Origin of the sequence: Pigmentiphaga humi (assembly GCF_900606115.1) — a bacterium.
GTDB classification, from domain to species: Bacteria; Pseudomonadota; Gammaproteobacteria; order Burkholderiales; family Burkholderiaceae_B; genus Pigmentiphaga; species Pigmentiphaga humi.
Map to the genome: position 1 here is coordinate 12,992 of NZ_UWPJ01000028.1, position 16,623 is coordinate 29,614.

The window sequence follows — 16,623 nt, forward strand, 5'->3', positions numbered from 1 at the left end:
TTTCCTTCTTCAGATCGCCTTGGCTTCGTTCTTGAGCTTGTCCACCAGCGCGGCCACGTCGGCCACCTTGATTCCCGCGCAGCGCTTCGGGGGCTCGCTCACTTTCAGGGTCTTGAGCCGCGGCTCGACGTCCACGCCGAGGTCCTCGGGCTTGACCGTCTCCAACGGCTTCTTCTTGGCCTTCATGATGTTGGGCAGCGTCACGTAGCGCGGCTCGTTCAGGCGCAGGTCGGTCGTGACGATGGCCGGCAGCGCCAGCGACAGCGTCTCCAGCCCGCCGTCCACTTCACGCGTGACCGTCGCCTTGCCGTCGGCCACCTCGACCTTGCTGGCGAACGTGGCCTGCGGCCAGTCCAGCAGCGCCGCCAGCATCTGCCCGGTCTGGTTGGCATCGTCGTCGATCGCCTGCTTGCCCAGGATCACCAGTTGCGGCTGCTCCTTGTCGGCCAGGGCCTTGAGCAGCTTGGCCACGGCCAGCGGCTGCAGTTCGGCGTCGGTCTCGGCCAGGACGGCGCGATCCGCGCCGATGGCCAGCGCCGTGCGCAGCGTCTCCTGGCATGCCGCCACGCCGCACGACACCGCCACCACCTCGGAGGCCGCGCCTTTTTCCTTCAAACGCACCGCTTCTTCAACGGCGATTTCGTCGAACGGGTTCATGCTCATCTTGACGTTGGCCAGATCCACACCCGTGTTGTCCGACTTCACGCGGACCTTGACGTTGTAGTCGACCACGCGCTTAACGCATACCAGAATCTTCATTGAGAACTCGCTATCAGGTTCGGCGGCCGGCCGCGCGCCTGCCTGCGCCGCCGGCGGGCGCCGCCTGGAAGCACGGAGACGGCGCCTGGAAACGCCTAGGGAATCAGCAGGATCTTGCCCAGATGCCCGCGCGACTCCATCAAGGCATGGGCCGCGGCGGCCTCGGCCAGCGCAAAACTGTGCGAAGCCTGCGCCTGGATGGCACCCTGCGCGAACTTGGGCCAGACCTGCTCGCGCAGCTGGCGGGCGACCTCGGCCTTGTACTCGGGCGTCCGGGTGCGCAAGGTCGTGCCGGTATAGATCAGCCGCTTGAGCATTACGGGCATCAGGTCTATCTCGACCTTCGAACCCGCGCCGAAGGCCAATTGCACAATGCGCGCGGAATGCCTGGCGGCCTTGAAGTTCTTCTCGATATTCGGGCCGCCCACGATGTCCAGGATCATGTCGGCACCGCCGAGTTCGCGCATTTCGGCGACGAAATCGCCCGTCAGGTAGTCGACCACATGGTCCGCGCCGATGCTGCGGCAATAGTCGCAGCGCTCGGCCGGGCTGTCGGTGGCCACCACCTCCGCGCCGAAAGCCTTGGCCAGCCGGATGGCGGTGGATCCCACCGCCCCGGCGCCGCCGTGCACCAGCAAGGTCTGGCCCGCGCGCAGTCCGCCGTCGTAGAACAGGTTGCTCCAGACGGTGAAATACGCCTCGGGCAGACCCGCGGCGTCGGCCAGCGCCACTCCTTCGGGAATGGGCAGCGCATGGCGGGCGTCGACGGCGCAGTACTGCGCATAGCCGCCGCCGTTGGTCAACGCGGTTACCCGGTCGCCCACCCGCCAACCCTCGACCCGCGCCCCCACCTGCACGACTTCGCCGGAAACCTCCAGCCCGAGCAGTTCGCTGGCGCCCTTGGGCGCGGGATACAGCCCCCGGCGCTGCATCAGGTCGGGGCCGTTGACGCCGGCAGCGGCGACCTTGATCAGGATCTCGCCTGCCGCCGCGCCGGGAACCGGCCGCTCGACCGGCTCCAGCACGTCGGCGCCGCCGGGCTGCCTGAAATGCACGGCCTGCATGGTTTGAGGGATCGCTGGCATGGCGCTCGCCTTACCCGCGCATGCCGCGGTCCGACTTGCGGAACTGCTTGAAGTCGGGCTTGCGCTTCTCGACGAAGGAACGCGTACCTTCCAGGAATTCGGCCGTGCCGGTATGCATCGAGAACAGATCGGCTCCCGAGAAGAAGCTGGCCCAGAAAGACAGGTCCGACTCCTGGTTGAGCGCCAGCTTGAGCACGCGGATGCTCTGCGGGCTGCGTTCGTTGATCTCGTCGCACCATTGCTGCACGGTGGAATACAGGTCCGCCATCGGCACGACCAGATTGATCAGGCCCATCTCCAGCGCTTCCTGGGCCGTGTACTGGCGGCACATGAAAATGATCTCGCGCGCTTTTTTCTCGCCCACCATGCGATGCAGCATCTGCGTCGCGCCCCAGATCGGCATGCCGCCCATCTTCGGGCCCGATTGCCCGAACTTGGCATGCTCGGCGGCGATGGTCATGTCGCACATGATGTGCAGCTCGTGGCCGGCGCCCACGGCATAGCCGTTGACGGCGGCGATGATGGGCTTGCCGCAGGTGCGCATGGCGATGCTCAGGTGGCCCATGTTGCGCATGTGGATGCGCGCCGACTGGGGCGTGCGTTCGCTGAGCTTGCCCACGTGGCCGCCGGAGGAAAAGGACTTCTCGCCGGCGCCGGTGATGACGATGACGCCGATTTCCGGATCTTCCGCGGCGTCGGTCACGCAGTGGGTCATCTCCAGGATCGTGCCCTCCACCAGCGAGTTGTAGGTGTCGGGGCGGTTGATCGTGATCCAGGCGGAGCCGTTGCGCTTTTCGTAGATCAGGTCTTTGAGTTCCATGATGATTCGTCTCTGAGTAGTAGCAATGATGGAAAGGACTGAACGGGACCGCTCAGCGGCCGGTGAAATTCGGAGCGCGCTTTTCCAGGAAGGCGGCCATGCCTTCCCGCTTGTCGTCGCTCAGGAACAAGGTGCTGGTGATCTGGCGCTCGTAGTGCAGGGCCGATTCCAGGTCCATCTGCAGGCCGTTGTTGACCGCGAACTTGGAATAGGCAACGCTTAGCGGGGCGCGCCTGGCATAGGCTTCGATACGCTCGACCGCCCGTTCGACCACGCGCTCGGGCGCCACGACCTCGCTGACCAGCCGGATGCGCAACGCCGTCTGGGCGTCGATGAAGTCGCCGCTGAACAGCAGCTCCTTCGTCCACTCGGGCCCCACCAGGCGGGCCAGCCGCTGGGTCGCCCCCGCGCCGGCCACGGTGCCGATGCGCGAACTGGTCACACCGAACGTGGCGCCCTCGCCGCTGACGCGGATGTCGCAGCACAGCGCCAGTTCCAGTCCGCCTGTCAGGCAAAAGCCGTTGATGGCCGCGACCACCGGCTTGCCGATGGATTCGATCCGGCGGTTGGCGCGCCAGAACGCATCCAGCCAGGCGCGGATCTCCGGCAGCGTCTCGATGGCGAGCGCCTCCTTGAGATCCCCGCCGGTGGAGAAGACTTTGTCGTTGCCGGTCAGCACGATGCCGCGCACGTCTTCCTGGCGGTCCAGGTCTGCCAGCGTGGCGTCGATCGCATCGAGCACCGCGCCGCTCAGCGCGTTCTGCTTGGTTGGCCGGTTGAAGGTGACGATGGCCGCGCTGCCGCGCCGCTCGACTAGAAGAAGCTGTTCGGACATGGCTCGCTCCTCAGCCCGGCATGGCGAAGCCGCCGTTGACGCTGAGTATCTGCCCGGTCACGTGGCGCGCGCGGTCCGAGGCCAGGAACAGCACCGCGTTGGAGATGTCCTCGGCCTCGCCGATGCGGCGCAGCGCGTACATCCGCTTGACCTTCTCCTCGCGCTCGGCGACTTTCTCCGCGCCGATCTTGGCTTCCATCTCCTTGAGCATGGCCTGCCGGATCGGGGAGTTGGTCGCGCCCGGCGAAACGGCATTGACGTTGATGTTGTGGCGCCCCACTTCCTTGGCGAAGGACTTGGTGAAGGTGATCACCCCGCCTTTGGCGGCGGAGTAGTTGCACTGGCGCTCCTGGCCGACGCGGGCGGCGTCGGTGACAATGTTGACCACCTTGCCGTAGCCGCGCGCGATCATGCCCGGCACGATCGCGCGGCAGCAGTTCATGGTGCCGTAGAGCGCGACCTTGATCTCCTTGTCGCATTTGTCCGGATCGGTTTCCAGGAACATCTCGTGCGCGATCAGGACGGCCGCATTGTTGACCAGGATGTCGATGCTGCCGAACGCATCGACCGCTTCCTGCGCCGTACGCTTGATCTGGGCCAGGTCGGTGATGTCGCAAACGGCGAGCCGGGCGTCGCCGCCGGCTTGCGTAACCAGGTCGACCGTCTGCTGACCGGCCTGGGCATTGACGTCGTTGACGACGACGCGCGCGCCGTCCCGGGCGAACGCCAGGGCCATTTCACGCCCGATGCCGCTGCCGCTGCCCGTGATGAAAGCCACCCGGCCCTGAAAACTCGTGTCCATCTATATGCCCCTTGACGTTAGACCGGCTCATCCTACGCCTGGTCCCCAAATGAGCATAACGTTTACTTTTGAGAACACGCACCGGCAATGCAACGCCGGGAAAACCTGCCTGCTTCGACAGCCAGGCAGCCGATCGCGGCAACGCTCGCCCGATGGCCGTCTCACAAATAGGAACGCTGTACCATAAAATTCACGGCCAGCACTGTCTACCCGGTATATTCCCGCTCATGCCCGGCGGCAAAAAAGTGCCTGCGTCAAGCCTCCAGTGAAAATCGCTGGGGGCTCAAAAGCTTATACAGGACAGGGGTTTAGCTCTACTTCGGGCCGCTTTGCGGGGCTGCGGCTTTGTGGGCTAGGAGCCACATAAGAGCGTCGCGGTAGAAAACCGGAGCGTACTGCGTCGGGGGCGATTGCCAGCAGACGGCAGGCTTGCTCGGCCAGCATAGCCCAATCAGTCGCGGCGCTCCAGAACGAGAACGAAGAACGCGCACACGAAGAAGCTGATCGTGATGACTTTGACGGGGAACTGGTGGAATCCGTTGTTGCTACCCTTGAAGAATTAGACCGGCTTGATCTTAGACCTGGCCGGTAGCATGTTTAGCGACGCAGCAAAAAGGGGGCCGAAGCCCCCGAAGTCAGAGCAGACCGCGCTCTGCGAATGACGTAGCAGCGGCGCCTGCGACGATGACGTGATCCAGCATGCGAACGTCCACCAGCGCCAGCGCCTGCTTGAGCTGCTGGGTCAAAACCCGGTCGGCCGCGCTTGGCTCCGGGTTCCCGCTTGGATGGTTGTGACTGACGATGACCGCCGCCGCATTGAGCCGCAGCGCCTCCTTGACTACTTCGCGCGGATGAACCTCCGCGCTGTCGATCGTGCCGCGGAACATCTCGGCATAGTCGATCAGCCGATGGCGCGTATCGAGGAACAGCACCGCGAAGACTTCGTGCTCGAAGCCGGCCAGCTTGGCGCGCAAGTAATCCTTGACCGCCGCAGGTGAAGTGAACTCGTCACCGCGTTGCATCTTCTGGTCGATGACCTGGCGCGCGGCTTCGAGAATCTGGTCGGCCGATGCCTGACGGTAGCGCCCGCGCGAGTCACGCAGCATCAGAGGGGAATCGAAGGAAGGAATGGACAGTTGCGACATGATCGTGCTCCGGTTGCTCGGGCGGAATTGCCCGGAACCGGCACCAGCACGGCGCAGCGCAAGCCGTCACAGGGGCGAAGACGGCCACGGCCGCAAGCGTGCGAGCACGCGCAGCCCTTTACGGCGAGAACGCCGTGGTAGGGTGAAAGGGAACAGCAAGACCGTCTAACCCCGCCCACACATGCCCGCATTCGGCAAGCGGAGCGCGCAGGCCCGGATCAGCGAGCCGGGCCGGAGGCGTCAGCCGAGCAAGGCGAGGGAACGATGGAAGCCCGGATGGGGCGAGACTCGCGCAGCGAGGCTCGATGCGCAGCACGACAGCACGACAGCGCGACGGCGGGACGCCGGGACGCCGGGACGCCATGAGCCTTTGTGTGTTGCTCACTTGCACAACGATTCAATAAATGTTGTATTATCGAATCATGAATGAAGATCAAGCCGTTTCCGCCCTCGGTGCCTTGGCTCACACCCAGCGGCTGCGCGTATTCCGCGCCCTGGTGGTCGCCGGCCCCGAGGGACTGACGCCCAGCGTCCTTGCCGACCAGCTCGACGTGGCCCGTAACTCCCTGTCCTTTCACTTGAAGGAATTGGCCCATGCCGGCCTTGTCACCATCGAGCAGCAGGGCCGCAATCTGATCTACCGCGCCGACTTCGCCCGGATGAACGGTTTGCTCGGCTACATGACCGAGCACTGCTGCCAAGGCGGTGTCTGCGAGGTTTCCGACACAACCACCCGCTGCGACTGCTGACGCCATGACCACCTACAACGCCTTGTTCATCTGCACGGGCAACTCTGCCCGCTCCATCCTTGCCGAAGGCTTGCTCAACGAGCTAGGCCAAGGCCGCTTCCATGCCTATTCCGCCGGCAGTCACCCAAAAGGCGAGGTTCACCCGCTGGCGCTTGCCACGCTGGAGCGGCTGCGCCTGCCGACAACCGGCTACCGTAGCAAGAGCTGGGACGAGTTCGTGAAGCCCGACGCGCCGGTGTTCGATTTCATCTTCACCGTCTGCGATAACGCCGCCGGCGAGGCGTGTCCGCTGTGGCCGGGCAAGCCCGTGTCGGCCCATTGGGGCGTACCCGACCCGGTTGCGGTCGAAGGCACCGATGAACAGCAGCGCAAAGCGTTCCTCGATGCAGCGATAACGCTGCGTCGGCGCATCGAGCTGTTCCTGTCGCTGCCATTGCAGCGTCTCGATGCCATGTCGTTGCAGCGCGAGCTGCGCGACATTGGCCGCCAGTGAGGCCCCCCCCGATGACCGCAACCGATACCGCCGGCCCCGCGCCGGCCACCTCCGCAATGAGCGGCTTTGAGCGTTACCTGACGCTGTGGGTGGCGGTGTGCATCGTTGCCGGCATCGCGCTCGGCCAGTTCGTGCCGGGCGTGTTCCAGGCCATCGGCCGCATGGAAATCGCCCAGGTCAACCTGCCGGTCGGGCTGTTGATCTGGGTGATGATCGTGCCGATGCTACTGAAAGTGGACTTCGGCGCGCTCGGCCAAGTCAAGCAACACTGGCGCGGAATCGGCGTCACCCTGTTCGTCAACTGGGCGGTCAAGCCGTTCTCGATGGCGCTGCTGGCGTGGATCTTCATTCGTCAGGTCTTTGCCGACTGGCTGCCGGCTGACCAGCTCGACAGCTATATCGCCGGCCTGATCCTGCTGGCCGCTGCCCCATGTACCGCAATGGTGTTCGTCTGGAGCCGGCTGACCGGCGGAGATCCGGTGTTCACGCTCTCACAGGTGGCTTTGAACGACACCATCATGGTGTTTGCCTTCGCGCCGCTCGTCGGCCTGCTGCTGGGCCTGTCGGCCATTACGGTGCCGTGGGACACGCTGCTGGTGTCGGTGGTGCTCTACATCGTCATCCCGGTCATCCTCGCGCAGCTCTGGCGTCGTGCGCTGCTGCGCCGGGGCCAAGCCGCGTTCGACCGGACACTGGAACGCATCGGCCCGCTGTCGATCGCGGCACTGCTGCTGACGCTGGTGTTGCTGTTCGCCTTCCAAGGCGAAGCCATCCTGCGTCAACCGCTGGTGATTGCCATGCTGGCCGTGCCCATTCTGATCCAAGTGTTCTTTAACTCCGGGTTGGCGTACTGGCTCAACCGCAAGGTAGGCGAGAAGCACAGCATCGCCGGCCCCTCGGCGCTGATCGGCGCATCCAATTTCTTCGAGCTGGCCGTTGCCGCCGCGATCAGCCTATTCGGCTTCCATTCCGGCGCAGCACTCGCAACAGTGGTCGGCGTGCTCATCGAGGTGCCGGTGATGCTGCTGGTGGTGCGCGTGGTCAACCGCTCGCGTGGCTGGTACGAACGCCGCGCGACCGCTTCGTAATCTTCAAGGTCATCCCATGAGCACCATCACGATCTATCACAACCCCGCCTGCGGCACCTCGCGCAACGTGCTCGGACTGATCCGCAACAGCGGCGAAGAACCGGCCATCATCGAGTACCTGAAAACGCCGCCCGACCGCGACACGCTCCAGGCGCTGATCGTGGCGATGGGCGTGCCGGTGCGGGACGTGCTGCGCGAAAAAGGCACACCCTATGCCGAACTCGACCTGGGCAATCCGAAGTGGAGCGATGACGACCTGATCGGTTTCATGCTCCAGCATCCCATTCTCATCAACCGGCCGATCGTGGTCACGCCGCTGGGCACGAAACTGTGTCGGCCCTCGGAAGCCGTGCTCGATCTGCTGCCGCAGCCGCAGCGCGGCGCGTTCAACAAGGAAGACGGCGAGCCGGTGGTCGATCAGGACGGCCGCCGTGTCTGAATCCCGCCTCGACCTGCCGAACATCGACACGGCGCTGTTCCAGCAACCGGACACCGAACATCTGTTCGCGCCGGCACGGGCCACGCACGCGCTGCGCTTCCTGCTGCTCTATGGTTCGCTGCGCGAACGCTCGTTCAGCCGCCTCGCAGCCGAAGAAGCCGCACGCATCTTGCGGGCGCTGGGCGGCGAGACCCGATTGTTCAATCCGTCCGGGCTGCCTCTAGTGGACGATGCGCCGGCCGATCACCCGAAGGTCAAGGAACTGCACGAACTGGTGCAATGGGCCGAGGGCATGGTGTGGAGTTCGCCGGAGCGCCACGGCGCGATGACCGGCCTGATGAAGACCCAAATCGACTGGATTCCGCTGTCGGTCGGCGCGGTGCGCCCGACCCAGGGCAAGACACTGGCGGTGATGCAGGTATCGGGCGGCTCGCAGTCGTTCAACGCCGTCAACCAGATGCGCGTGCTGGGCCGCTGGATGCGGATGCTGACCATCCCGAACCAGTCCTCGGTCGCTAAGGCGTACCAGGAGTTCGACGAGGCCGGACGCATGAAGCCCTCGGCCTACTACGACCGCCTGGTGGACGTGATGGAAGAACTGATGAAGTTCACGCTGCTCACGCGCGACGTGGCGCCGTATCTGGTGGATCGTTACAGCGAGCGCAAGGAAACTGCCGAGGCGTTGAGCCGGCGCGTCAGCCAAGTCGCGATCTGAGCGCCAAGTCAGGCATTTCCGATGCCGTCGCGCTGTTCAATCTGCAAGCGCGCCCGCTCCGTCGCCTGCTGCAACCGTTCACCCAGCACCGCACGCGGCGGCAAGCTGGTCAGATACTCGGCAACGTGGATGCCCGACTTGTCCAGTTCCAGCAGTTCGATCTGTTCGCGCTTCTTGCCCGTGCAAAGAATGATCCCCAGCGGCGAGGCTTCTTCCGGCTCGCGTTCGTGCTTGTCTAGCCAGCGCAGGTAAAGCTCCATCTGTCCCTTGTACGCGGCCTTGAACTCGCCAATCTTCAACTCCACCGCCACCAGCCGGCGCAGCTTGCGGTTGTAGAACAGCAGGTCAAGGTGGAAATCCTCGTCGTCGATCGGGATGCGCTTCTGCCGCGCGACGAATGAGAAGCCCGCGCCCAGCTCCAGCAGGAACGACTCCATTTCGCGGATGATCGCCGCTTCCAAGTCGCCTTCCTGCCAGGTGTCGCGCAGGCCCAGGAAGTCGAGGATGTACGGGTCGCGCATGACCAGGGCCGGTGACATGCGCTGCGCATCGCGCAGAGTCGCCAGCTCCTGCGCGATGGTTTCTTCCGGCTTTTGGGACAGCGCTGTGCGCTCGTACAGCATCGAGTCGATGCGCTCGCGCAGCGTCCGCACGCTCCAGCGTTGGGTGCTGGCCATCTGCGCGTAGTAGTCCCGCTGGAGCGGGTCTTTCAGCGGCATCAGGGCGATGAAGTGCGTCCAGCTCAATTCTCGTATCAGTGATACGAGAATTCGCTCGTCGGGGAAGGTGGCGGCGAACTGCACCATCCGGCGCAGGTTCTGCTCGGCAAAGCTGCCGCCGTACTCCTTCACCAACTGCGCCGCCAGGTTCGGCAGGACTTCCTTGCCATAGGCTCCCCTGCGCCCGTCCAAGACCTGCGACCGGATGCGCTGGCCGATGCGCCAATAAAGCATCGTCAGCTCGCTATTCACCGTCGAGGCGGCGCGCTTGCGCGCCGCCTCGATCAGTGCCCGAATGTCACCCAGCAGCGCCGAAGGCGCTGCTGGCGAAGGAACGGATGCCTTGCGCCTGTTCATGCGATGGCCTCCTGGGGCTGCCGCGCACCCGTGATGGCCTGGCGCCGGCTCGCCACCAGTTCGGCCGCATCCCGCACCGGCTTGTCCTCGGTGTGGACGTAGTGCATGAACATCGCCACGGTCTTGTGCCCCGTCAGCTTCATGCCTACCTTGGTCGGCACGCCCGAATTGGCAATGTCGGTGGTCGAGCGATGGCGGATGCCGTGCGTGCCGACGTGCGGGACGCCGGCGGCCTTGAGCACGCGCTTCCAACCGCCGTAGTGCTCGCCAAAGGTCAGGTGCTTGGTCGGGTCGTTGGGCGACGGCAGGACATAGGGGCAGCCCTCCCGGCGCGGCGCCGTCGAAAACAGCCGGTAGGCTTCCGCGCTCATGGGCTTTGAAAGGCCGCCGGTCTTGCTATCGGGCCAGACCACGCGCCGATTCTCCAGATCGACCCAATCCCATTCGAGCGTGCAGATTTCGGAGCGACGGCCGGCGAACTCGAATTGCAGGCGGATCGCCAGCGGAATGACGTAGTTCTCCAGTCCTTCCGCCTCCAGCTTCTCCAGATGGCGGAAGATCAGCGCCAGCTCGTCGTCCACGATGAGCCGGGTTTCCTCGCCGGGCGGGTACATCGGGACGTGGCGGCACGGGTTCGTGCCGTCCGGGCGATAGCCCCACACTTCGGCCAAGTTGAACATCTTGCGCAGCACGCCGAAGGCGTTGTTCGCCTCGGCCGGCTTGTAGGCCAGCTTCTCCATCAGCCCGGCAATGTCGGGCTGCTTCACGTCCTGCACCTTCTTGCGGCCGATCAGCGGGACGATGCAGCGGTCGATGACGGCCTGATAGCCGCGCTGCGTGCTGGGCTTGTTGCGCTTCTTGGAGTAGTCCTCCATGAACTTCTTGCACAACGCTTCGACCGTGGGCGCCTTGCGCGCTTCGGCCTTGGCACCGCCGGGGTCGCCGCCCCGGCGAACCTCGGCCAGCCAGTCCTGCGCCATGACGCGGGCCTGCTCCACGGTCAGTTCCCCGAACAGGCCCAGCGAGGGCTTGCGGGGCTGCCCGGAGTTCGTGCGGTACTGGAGCATGAACACCCGGCGGCCCTTCGGGGTAATCTTGCACAGGAAGCCCGGCACCACGGTATCCCGTAGTTCGATGTCCTTGGCCTGGGGTTGCGCTGACTCTACGGCGGTCTTGGTGAGCTTGATCTTTGCCATGATGACTCCTTGGAACGACCCGAATTCCAAGAGCCAGATAGGAGCGGCGCGAGGGAAAACCGGGTCAAGTTTCAGAAAGCACCGGCATATGATGGACGCGCGTAAGTTATTGATAAACCTGCTGTATCGAGCTACGGCGCAGTCCAGCGAAGTACAGGGCTGGAGTCATCGTCAAACAAAAAATGCCCCCACGCTAGGCCCTGCGGGCCGTCGCTGCCCCCCGAGGGGGCGCTTTTTGCCTTGGGGCGGCCCGGCGGCAAAAAATGCCCCCACGCTAGGCCCTGCGGGCCGTCGCTGCCCCCCGAGGGGGCGCTTTTTGCCTTGGGGCGGCCCGGCGGCAAAAAAACAGGCCACCTGCCCGGAGGGCAAGGTGGCCTGTCGTCGCGGCCCGCGCCTCGCGGCGCGGGCCGTTCCGGGGCGTCTTCAGTTGGTGGCTGGCGCGGCGGGCTGCGCGGAGCGCGGGACCTGGCGATGCTTGTCGGCCTTGCGCTCCTGCCGTTCGAAGCGCTTCTTGACCGAATCCGCCACGATCTGCTTTTGCTTGCCGTCCAGCGAGTCATAGGCGGCCAGCCAGGCATCGCGCGAGGCGTCCAGCTTGGGCTTGATCGCGTTGCGGCTGGCATCGCGCTTGGCCGCCAGCGCACGCAGGTCGAGCGGGCCCGCCTCGGCCTGGGCACGCAGGGCCTTGACGTCTTCCCCGCGCTGGGCGCGCATGGCCTGGCCCGCTTCGCGGCTCAGGTCGCGGGCCTTGTCCCAGAGCTTCTGCTGCGACTCGTTCAGTCCCAGGCGCGACTTCAGGTGCCCCAGCATGAACATGGGCGACTCTGCCATGGGGCCGGCGAAGGCGCGATGGTGCATGGCGGCGCGGGGCGGATGCTTGAAGCGGTGGCCCTCGGCGCGCGGCGCAGGCGGGGCGACGGACTGGCCCGCCTGCGGAGCCGGCGGCGGCTCGGCCGGGGCCTGGGCATGCGCGGCCTGCAGAACGCCGGCGCCGCCGGTAGCCAATACCAGGGCCAGGGCCATGGTGCGCAGGGTGTTCTTGGTGGTTTTCATTGCATACTCCTTGTGGACACCGCAATGGACTGCGGCGGTGAGTGCATTCTGGTCGCAGGGCTGTTTCGGACCGGTTGCGCGGCCCACCCCATCTGTTTCAACCGATTTCACCCGGCTTGCCGCCGCAGGGCCGGCACGCGAACATTGCCCCATGGAAAAATCCGCCACCAAACTGCTGGTCGTCGATGACGACCCCGCCCTGCGCCAACTGCTGGCCGACTACCTGAACAAACAGGGCTACGACACCCTGCTGGCGCCGGACGCGACCGACCTGGAAGCGCGCATCACGCGCTATTCGCCCGCCCTGCTGGTGCTGGACCGCATGCTGCCCGGCGGCGACGGCGCCGAGGCCTGCCGGCGCCTGCGCGAGCGCGGCGAAGACCTCCCGGTGATCCTGCTGACCGCGCGCGACGAAACCGTGGACCGCATCATCGGCCTGGAGTCGGGCGCCGACGACTACCTCGGCAAGCCCTTCGATCCGCGCGAACTGCTGGCGCGCATCGAGGCCGTCCTGCGCCGCAAGAGCGGCCCCTCGGCCCTGGTCAAGGACGCGCCGGTCTCGTTCGGTCCCTTCACCTTCGATACCAAGGCCCGCACCCTGCACCGCGGCAGCGAGCCGGTGCGCCTGACCGGCGGCGAATTCAACCTGCTGGAGGCGCTGCTGCGCAACGCCGGCAAGCCCCTGTCGCGCGAGCGGCTGCTGGCGCTGGCGCGCGACGACGAAGCGGGCGAGCGCAACGACCGCGCCATCGACATCGCCATCCTGCGCCTGCGGCGCGCCATCGAGGACGACCCCAAGCAGCCCCGCTGGATCCAGACCGTCTGGGGCATAGGCTATCGCTTCGCGCCGCTGGCGGGCGACGACACGGCGCAGGATCCGCCTGCCCAGCCATGAGCACGGCACACGGCTGGGCCACCCGCCTGGTGCCGCGCTCGCTGCGCGGGCGCCTGATCCTGCTGGTGCTGGGCGCGGCGCTGTTCGCCCAGGGCGTCACCGTCCTGGCGATCCAGCACTACCGCCGCGACGTGCTGGAGAACGTCGCGCCGGACCTGATGGCCACCACCATCCGCACCTTGCGCGCCGCGCTGGCGCAGATCGACGAAGCCGACCGCGCCGCTTTCGTGGCGATCTCCTCGCATGGCGAATGGCGGCTCGTCAGCCGCCCCGTCCCCCCGCGCATGCGCCGCGGCGAGGGCCCGCCCCGCCCGCGCTTCGAGCCGCTGCCGGGGGGCCGCATGCCGCCCGACTACCGGCCCGGCGAATTCCGCTTCGGCCCCGAGCGGCGCGGCCCGCCGCGCGAAGCCCCGCGCTGGGCCGACGACGACCCGCGCCACGCCATGCGCGGCCTGATCGACCGGCTCAACCAGCAGCTCAACGACGGCACCCGCGTGGCCTTGTCGCGCGGCCCGGAGCCGGCGCTGTTCATCCCGCTCGACCCCGACCTCGGCAACGACGACGAGCCGGTGCTGCGCTCCTGGCTGGTCGTATCGCTCGAACGCATCAGCGCGCCGGTGCGCACGCCGCTCATTGTCATGTGGCTCGGCCTGCTGGGCGCGATCCTGATGCTCGCGGCCTGGTTCTCCTGGCACATCACGCGCCCCATCACCTCGCTGGCCCACGCCGCGGACCGGCTCGCGGCGGGCAAGCCCGAGCGGGTGCAGCCTGCCGGCCCCCACGAGACCCGGACCCTGGGCGAGCGCTTCAACGCCATGCTCGATGCGCTCCACGAATCCGAAACCGTGCGCCGCACCCTGCTGGCCGGCCTGCCGCACGACCTGAAGGGGCCGCTCTCCCGCATGCGCCTGCGCACCGAAATGCTCGACGACGCGGCGGTCAAGGACGGCCTGCGCCAGGACGCGCAGGACATGCTGCACATCGTCGACCAGTTCATCGGCTTCGTGCGCGGCACCGACCGCGCCACCTACCACTTCACCCCCATCGACCTCGGCGACTGGCTGCGCGAGCGGGTGCACGCCTGGCAAGGCACGGGCTGCCGGATCGGACTAGCGAGCGGCGACGAGGAAATCGTCGTGGCCGGCGACGCCGTGGCGCTCGGCAGGCTGGTGGATAACCTGATCCAGAATGCATTGCAGCATGGCGCACCGCCCATCGCCCTGGAACTCTCCACGCGGGACGGCCACGCCGTGCTCACCGTGGAAGACCATGGCAAAGGCATCCCGCCCGAGCACCGGGCCCAGGCCCTGCAGCCCTTCTCGCGGCTGGACGAGGCGCGCAGCCGCACCGGCAACGTCGGGCTGGGCCTTGCGCTGGTCGACGCCATCGCCCGCGCGCACGGGGGCCAGATCGAACTGGGGCAAGGCACGCAGGGCGGACTTCGGGTGGCGGTGATGCTGCCGCTGTCCCAGGCCTGAGCCGGCGCGGGGGCACGCTCCCCCGGGTTTCCCCTCGATTCATGGCAAAATCGGTATGAAGGACGCATTCGTCCAACCGCATACACAATGACTGCCTCGAACAAACCTGCCGCGGCTCCGGCCACCAATTTCCTGCGCAACATCGTCGAGGCCGACCTGGCCGCCGACCGCTACGCCGACAAGCACTGGGCCGGCCAACCCGGCCCGGCATCCGTGCAACAGGCGGGCCCGCTCGACCCCGCACGCATCCGCACGCGCTTCCCGCCCGAGCCCAACGGCTATCTGCACATCGGCCACGCCAAAAGCATCAGCCTGAACTTCGGCCTGGCGCGCGACTACGGCGGCGTCTGCCACCTGCGGCTGGACGACACCAACCCCGAAAAGGAAGAACAGCGCTACGTCGACGCCATCGTCGACGCAGTGCGGTGGCTGGGCTACGACTGGACCGCCTTCGGCACCGAGCACTACTACCACGCCAGCGACTACTTCGACTTCATGTACCAGGCCGCCGAGGCCCTGATCGCGTCCGGCGACGCCTACGTCGACGAACAGAATCCCGAGGAAATGCGCGCCATGCGCGGCACGCTGACCGAACCCGGCACCGACTCGCCGTGGCGCAGCCGCCCGGCCGAAGAATCGCTGGCGCGCCTGCGCGACATGCGCGACGGCAAGCATCCCGACGGCTCCATGGCGCTGCGCGCGCGCATCGACATGGCCTCGCCCAACATGAACCTGCGCGACCCGGTGCTCTACCGGATCCGCCATGCCGAACACCACCGCACCGGCGGCAAATGGTGCATCTACCCGATGTACACCTACGCCCATCCCATCGAGGATGCGCTCGAAGGCATCACCCACAGCATCTGCACGCTCGAATTCGAAGACCAGCGCCCCTTCTACGACTGGCTTCTGGGCCGCCTGCGCGACCTCGGCCTGCTCGCCGACCCGCTGCCGCACCAGCACGAATTCGCGCGCCTGAACCTGACCTACATCATCACCAGCAAGCGCAAGCTGCTGCAACTGGTCAACGACGGCCACGTCAGCGGCTGGGACGACCCGCGCCTGCCCACCATCCTGGGCCTGCGCCGGCGCGGCTACACCCCCGAAGCCATCCAGCTGCTGTGCGAGCGCACCGGCGCCTCCAAGTCCGACTCCTGGATCGACTACGCCCTGCTCGAACAGGCCCTGCGCGACGACCTCGACCCCAAGGCCCCGCGCTCGGTCGCCGTGCTGCGCCCCCTCAAACTGGTCATCACCAACTACCCCGAAGACCAGACCGAGGAATGCTCCGCCCCGCGCCACCCGCACCACCCCGAAATGGGCCGGCGCCTCTTCCCCTTCGGCCGCGAACTGTGGATCGAACAGGAAGACTTCGCCGAAACCCCGCCCAAGGGCTTCTTCCGCCTGTTCCCCGGCAACATGGTGCGCCTGAAATACGGCTATGTGATCAAGTGCACCGGCTGCACCAAGGACGCGACCGGCAACGTCGTCGAAGTCCAGGCCGAATACCTGCCCGACACCAAGAGCGGCACCCCCGGCGCCGACAGCGTCAAGGTCAAGGGCAACATCACCTGGCTGCACGCTCCCACCGCCGCCGCCGCCGAAGTCCGCCTGTACGACCGCCTCTTCACCGAGGCCAACCCCAGTTCGGGCGGCAAGGACTTCCTCGAGTACCTGAACCCCAACTCCATCGAAGTCGTCCAGGCCTACCTCGAACCCGGCACCGACGGCACCCCCGGCACCTCGTACCAGTTCGAACGCTTCGGCTACTTCGTGGCCGACCGCGAGGATTCGTCCACGCTCAAGCCGGTGTTCAACCGCACCACCACGCTGAGAGATTCCTGGGGCAAGTAAGCCCTTCGAAGATCGTCCGCCCTGAGGCCGTCTTTGCGGCGGGCCGCCGGCGGGGCGGGGGGCGGGGCATCCGGAGCCGCCGCCGAAGCGGGGTTGGACGGGGAAGCAAGGACGCAGCTGTTCGAGCGCGGCATTAGGGAC

General features: G+C 66.4%; 17 protein-coding genes. 8 read left to right on the forward strand and 9 right to left on the reverse strand.

Annotated features, from left to right (window positions below):
* Positions 1-9 precede the first annotated feature (9 nt).
* The 6 genes from PIGHUM_RS18640 to radC form a co-directional block, all read right to left on the reverse strand.
* Positions 10-759, reverse strand: coding sequence for an electron transfer flavoprotein subunit beta/FixA family protein (locus tag PIGHUM_RS18640; protein WP_124081228.1), 750 nt, complete (start codon positions 757-759; stop codon positions 10-12).
* Positions 760-854: 95 nt separating this feature from the next.
* On the reverse strand, positions 855-1,844 hold the full coding sequence (locus PIGHUM_RS18645) for an NAD(P)H-quinone oxidoreductase (protein ID WP_124081229.1): 990 nt from the start codon (positions 1,842-1,844) through the stop codon (positions 855-857).
* A gap of 10 nt (positions 1,845-1,854) precedes the next feature.
* Positions 1,855-2,664, reverse strand: a complete 810-nt coding sequence (locus PIGHUM_RS18650) for an enoyl-CoA hydratase-related protein (RefSeq protein WP_124081230.1) — start codon at positions 2,662-2,664, stop codon at positions 1,855-1,857.
* A 52-nt stretch (positions 2,665-2,716) separates the two neighbouring features.
* On the reverse strand, positions 2,717-3,499 hold the full coding sequence (locus PIGHUM_RS18655) for an enoyl-CoA hydratase/isomerase family protein (protein ID WP_124081231.1): 783 nt from the start codon (positions 3,497-3,499) through the stop codon (positions 2,717-2,719).
* A gap of 10 nt (positions 3,500-3,509) precedes the next feature.
* On the reverse strand, positions 3,510-4,301 hold the full coding sequence (locus PIGHUM_RS18660) for an SDR family NAD(P)-dependent oxidoreductase (RefSeq protein ID WP_124081232.1): 792 nt from the start codon (positions 4,299-4,301) through the stop codon (positions 3,510-3,512).
* A 635-nt stretch (positions 4,302-4,936) separates the two neighbouring features.
* Complete coding sequence (gene radC / locus PIGHUM_RS18665; RefSeq protein WP_124081233.1) at positions 4,937-5,446, reverse strand: RadC family protein; 510 nt, start codon at positions 5,444-5,446, stop codon at positions 4,937-4,939.
* A 404-nt stretch (positions 5,447-5,850) separates the two neighbouring features.
* On the opposite strand from radC, the gene PIGHUM_RS18675 reads away from it, so the two are divergent.
* From PIGHUM_RS18675 to arsH, 5 genes are read left to right on the forward strand one after another with little or no spacing between them, the layout of a single operon-like run.
* Positions 5,851-6,195 carry an ArsR/SmtB family transcription factor gene (locus tag PIGHUM_RS18675; protein WP_006414889.1) on the forward strand — a complete coding sequence of 115 codons (345 nt, stop codon included), beginning with the start codon at positions 5,851-5,853 and terminating at the stop codon, positions 6,193-6,195.
* Between the two features lie 4 nt (positions 6,196-6,199).
* The gene (locus tag PIGHUM_RS18680) at positions 6,200-6,688 is read left to right on the forward strand and encodes an arsenate reductase ArsC (protein ID WP_124081235.1); all 489 of its coding nucleotides are present in this window, start codon (positions 6,200-6,202) and stop codon (positions 6,686-6,688) included.
* An 11-nt stretch (positions 6,689-6,699) separates the two neighbouring features.
* Positions 6,700-7,776 (forward strand): ACR3 family arsenite efflux transporter, encoded by a 1,077-nt coding sequence (gene arsB, locus PIGHUM_RS18685; protein ID WP_124081236.1) that lies wholly within the window; start codon positions 6,700-6,702, stop codon positions 7,774-7,776.
* A 16-nt stretch (positions 7,777-7,792) separates the two neighbouring features.
* Complete coding sequence (arsC, locus tag PIGHUM_RS18690; RefSeq protein ID WP_124081237.1) at positions 7,793-8,215, forward strand: arsenate reductase (glutaredoxin); 423 nt, start codon at positions 7,793-7,795, stop codon at positions 8,213-8,215.
* Complete coding sequence (gene arsH / locus PIGHUM_RS18695; RefSeq protein WP_124081238.1) at positions 8,208-8,930, forward strand: arsenical resistance protein ArsH; 723 nt, start codon at positions 8,208-8,210, stop codon at positions 8,928-8,930. The genes arsC and arsH overlap by 8 nt, the downstream gene beginning before the upstream one ends.
* An 8-nt stretch (positions 8,931-8,938) precedes the next feature.
* Here the strand turns inward: arsH and PIGHUM_RS18700 are convergent, their stop codons facing one another.
* The 3 genes from PIGHUM_RS18700 to PIGHUM_RS18715 form a co-directional block, all read right to left on the reverse strand.
* Positions 8,939-10,006, reverse strand: a complete 1,068-nt coding sequence (locus PIGHUM_RS18700; protein WP_124081239.1) for a PDDEXK nuclease domain-containing protein — start codon at positions 10,004-10,006, stop codon at positions 8,939-8,941.
* Positions 10,003-11,202: a tyrosine-type recombinase/integrase gene (locus PIGHUM_RS18705; RefSeq protein WP_124081240.1), complete on the reverse strand. Its 1,200-nt coding sequence runs from the start codon at positions 11,200-11,202 to the stop codon at positions 10,003-10,005. Before PIGHUM_RS18705 ends, PIGHUM_RS18700 begins: the two co-directional genes overlap by 4 nt.
* 423 nt (positions 11,203-11,625) lie before the next feature.
* Entirely contained in the window at positions 11,626-12,255 is a 630-nt protein-coding gene (locus PIGHUM_RS18715) for a Spy/CpxP family protein refolding chaperone (protein ID WP_160142351.1), read from the reverse strand.
* Between the two features lie 151 nt (positions 12,256-12,406).
* Between PIGHUM_RS18715 and PIGHUM_RS18720 the strand changes: the two genes are divergently transcribed.
* The 3 genes from PIGHUM_RS18720 to PIGHUM_RS18730 all read left to right on the forward strand — a co-directional run bounded on the left by PIGHUM_RS18720 (position 12,407) and on the right by PIGHUM_RS18730 (position 16,482).
* On the forward strand, positions 12,407-13,150 hold the full coding sequence (locus PIGHUM_RS18720) for a response regulator (RefSeq protein ID WP_124081242.1): 744 nt from the start codon (positions 12,407-12,409) through the stop codon (positions 13,148-13,150).
* A complete protein-coding gene (locus PIGHUM_RS18725) occupies positions 13,147-14,628 on the forward strand; it encodes an ATP-binding protein (protein WP_124081243.1) in 1,482 nt (493 codons plus the stop codon). Before PIGHUM_RS18720 ends, PIGHUM_RS18725 begins: the two co-directional genes overlap by 4 nt.
* An 87-nt stretch (positions 14,629-14,715) precedes the next feature.
* Positions 14,716-16,482 carry a glutamine--tRNA ligase/YqeY domain fusion protein gene (locus PIGHUM_RS18730; protein ID WP_124081244.1) on the forward strand — a complete coding sequence of 589 codons (1,767 nt, stop codon included), beginning with the start codon at positions 14,716-14,718 and terminating at the stop codon, positions 16,480-16,482.
* The last annotated feature ends 141 nt before the right edge of the window (positions 16,483-16,623 follow it).

Coding starts and splice junctions, on each gene's coding strand:
- PIGHUM_RS18700 (WP_124081239.1), bottom strand. CDS start 10,006: ATGAACAGGCGCAAGGCATCCGTTCCTTCGCCAGCAGCGCCTTCGGCG.
- PIGHUM_RS18645 (WP_124081229.1), bottom strand. CDS start 1,844: ATGCCAGCGATCCCTCAAACCATGCAGGCCGTGCATTTCAGGCAGCCC.
- PIGHUM_RS18655 (WP_124081231.1), bottom strand. CDS start 3,499: ATGTCCGAACAGCTTCTTCTAGTCGAGCGGCGCGGCAGCGCGGCCATC.
- PIGHUM_RS18730 (WP_124081244.1), top strand. CDS start 14,716: ATGACTGCCTCGAACAAACCTGCCGCGGCTCCGGCCACCAATTTCCTG.
- PIGHUM_RS18650 (WP_124081230.1), bottom strand. CDS start 2,664: ATGGAACTCAAAGACCTGATCTACGAAAAGCGCAACGGCTCCGCCTGG.
- PIGHUM_RS18675 (WP_006414889.1), top strand. CDS start 5,851: ATGTTGTATTATCGAATCATGAATGAAGATCAAGCCGTTTCCGCCCTC.
- arsC (WP_124081237.1), top strand. CDS start 7,793: ATGAGCACCATCACGATCTATCACAACCCCGCCTGCGGCACCTCGCGC.
- PIGHUM_RS18680 (WP_124081235.1), top strand. CDS start 6,200: ATGACCACCTACAACGCCTTGTTCATCTGCACGGGCAACTCTGCCCGC.
- PIGHUM_RS18660 (WP_124081232.1), bottom strand. CDS start 4,301: ATGGACACGAGTTTTCAGGGCCGGGTGGCTTTCATCACGGGCAGCGGC.
- radC (WP_124081233.1), bottom strand. CDS start 5,446: ATGTCGCAACTGTCCATTCCTTCCTTCGATTCCCCTCTGATGCTGCGT.
- PIGHUM_RS18705 (WP_124081240.1), bottom strand. CDS start 11,202: ATGGCAAAGATCAAGCTCACCAAGACCGCCGTAGAGTCAGCGCAACCC.
- PIGHUM_RS18640 (WP_124081228.1), bottom strand. CDS start 759: ATGAAGATTCTGGTATGCGTTAAGCGCGTGGTCGACTACAACGTCAAG.
- PIGHUM_RS18715 (WP_160142351.1), bottom strand. CDS start 12,255: ATGAAAACCACCAAGAACACCCTGCGCACCATGGCCCTGGCCCTGGTA.
- arsB (WP_124081236.1), top strand. CDS start 6,700: ATGACCGCAACCGATACCGCCGGCCCCGCGCCGGCCACCTCCGCAATG.
- PIGHUM_RS18725 (WP_124081243.1), top strand. CDS start 13,147: ATGAGCACGGCACACGGCTGGGCCACCCGCCTGGTGCCGCGCTCGCTG.
- PIGHUM_RS18720 (WP_124081242.1), top strand. CDS start 12,407: ATGGAAAAATCCGCCACCAAACTGCTGGTCGTCGATGACGACCCCGCC.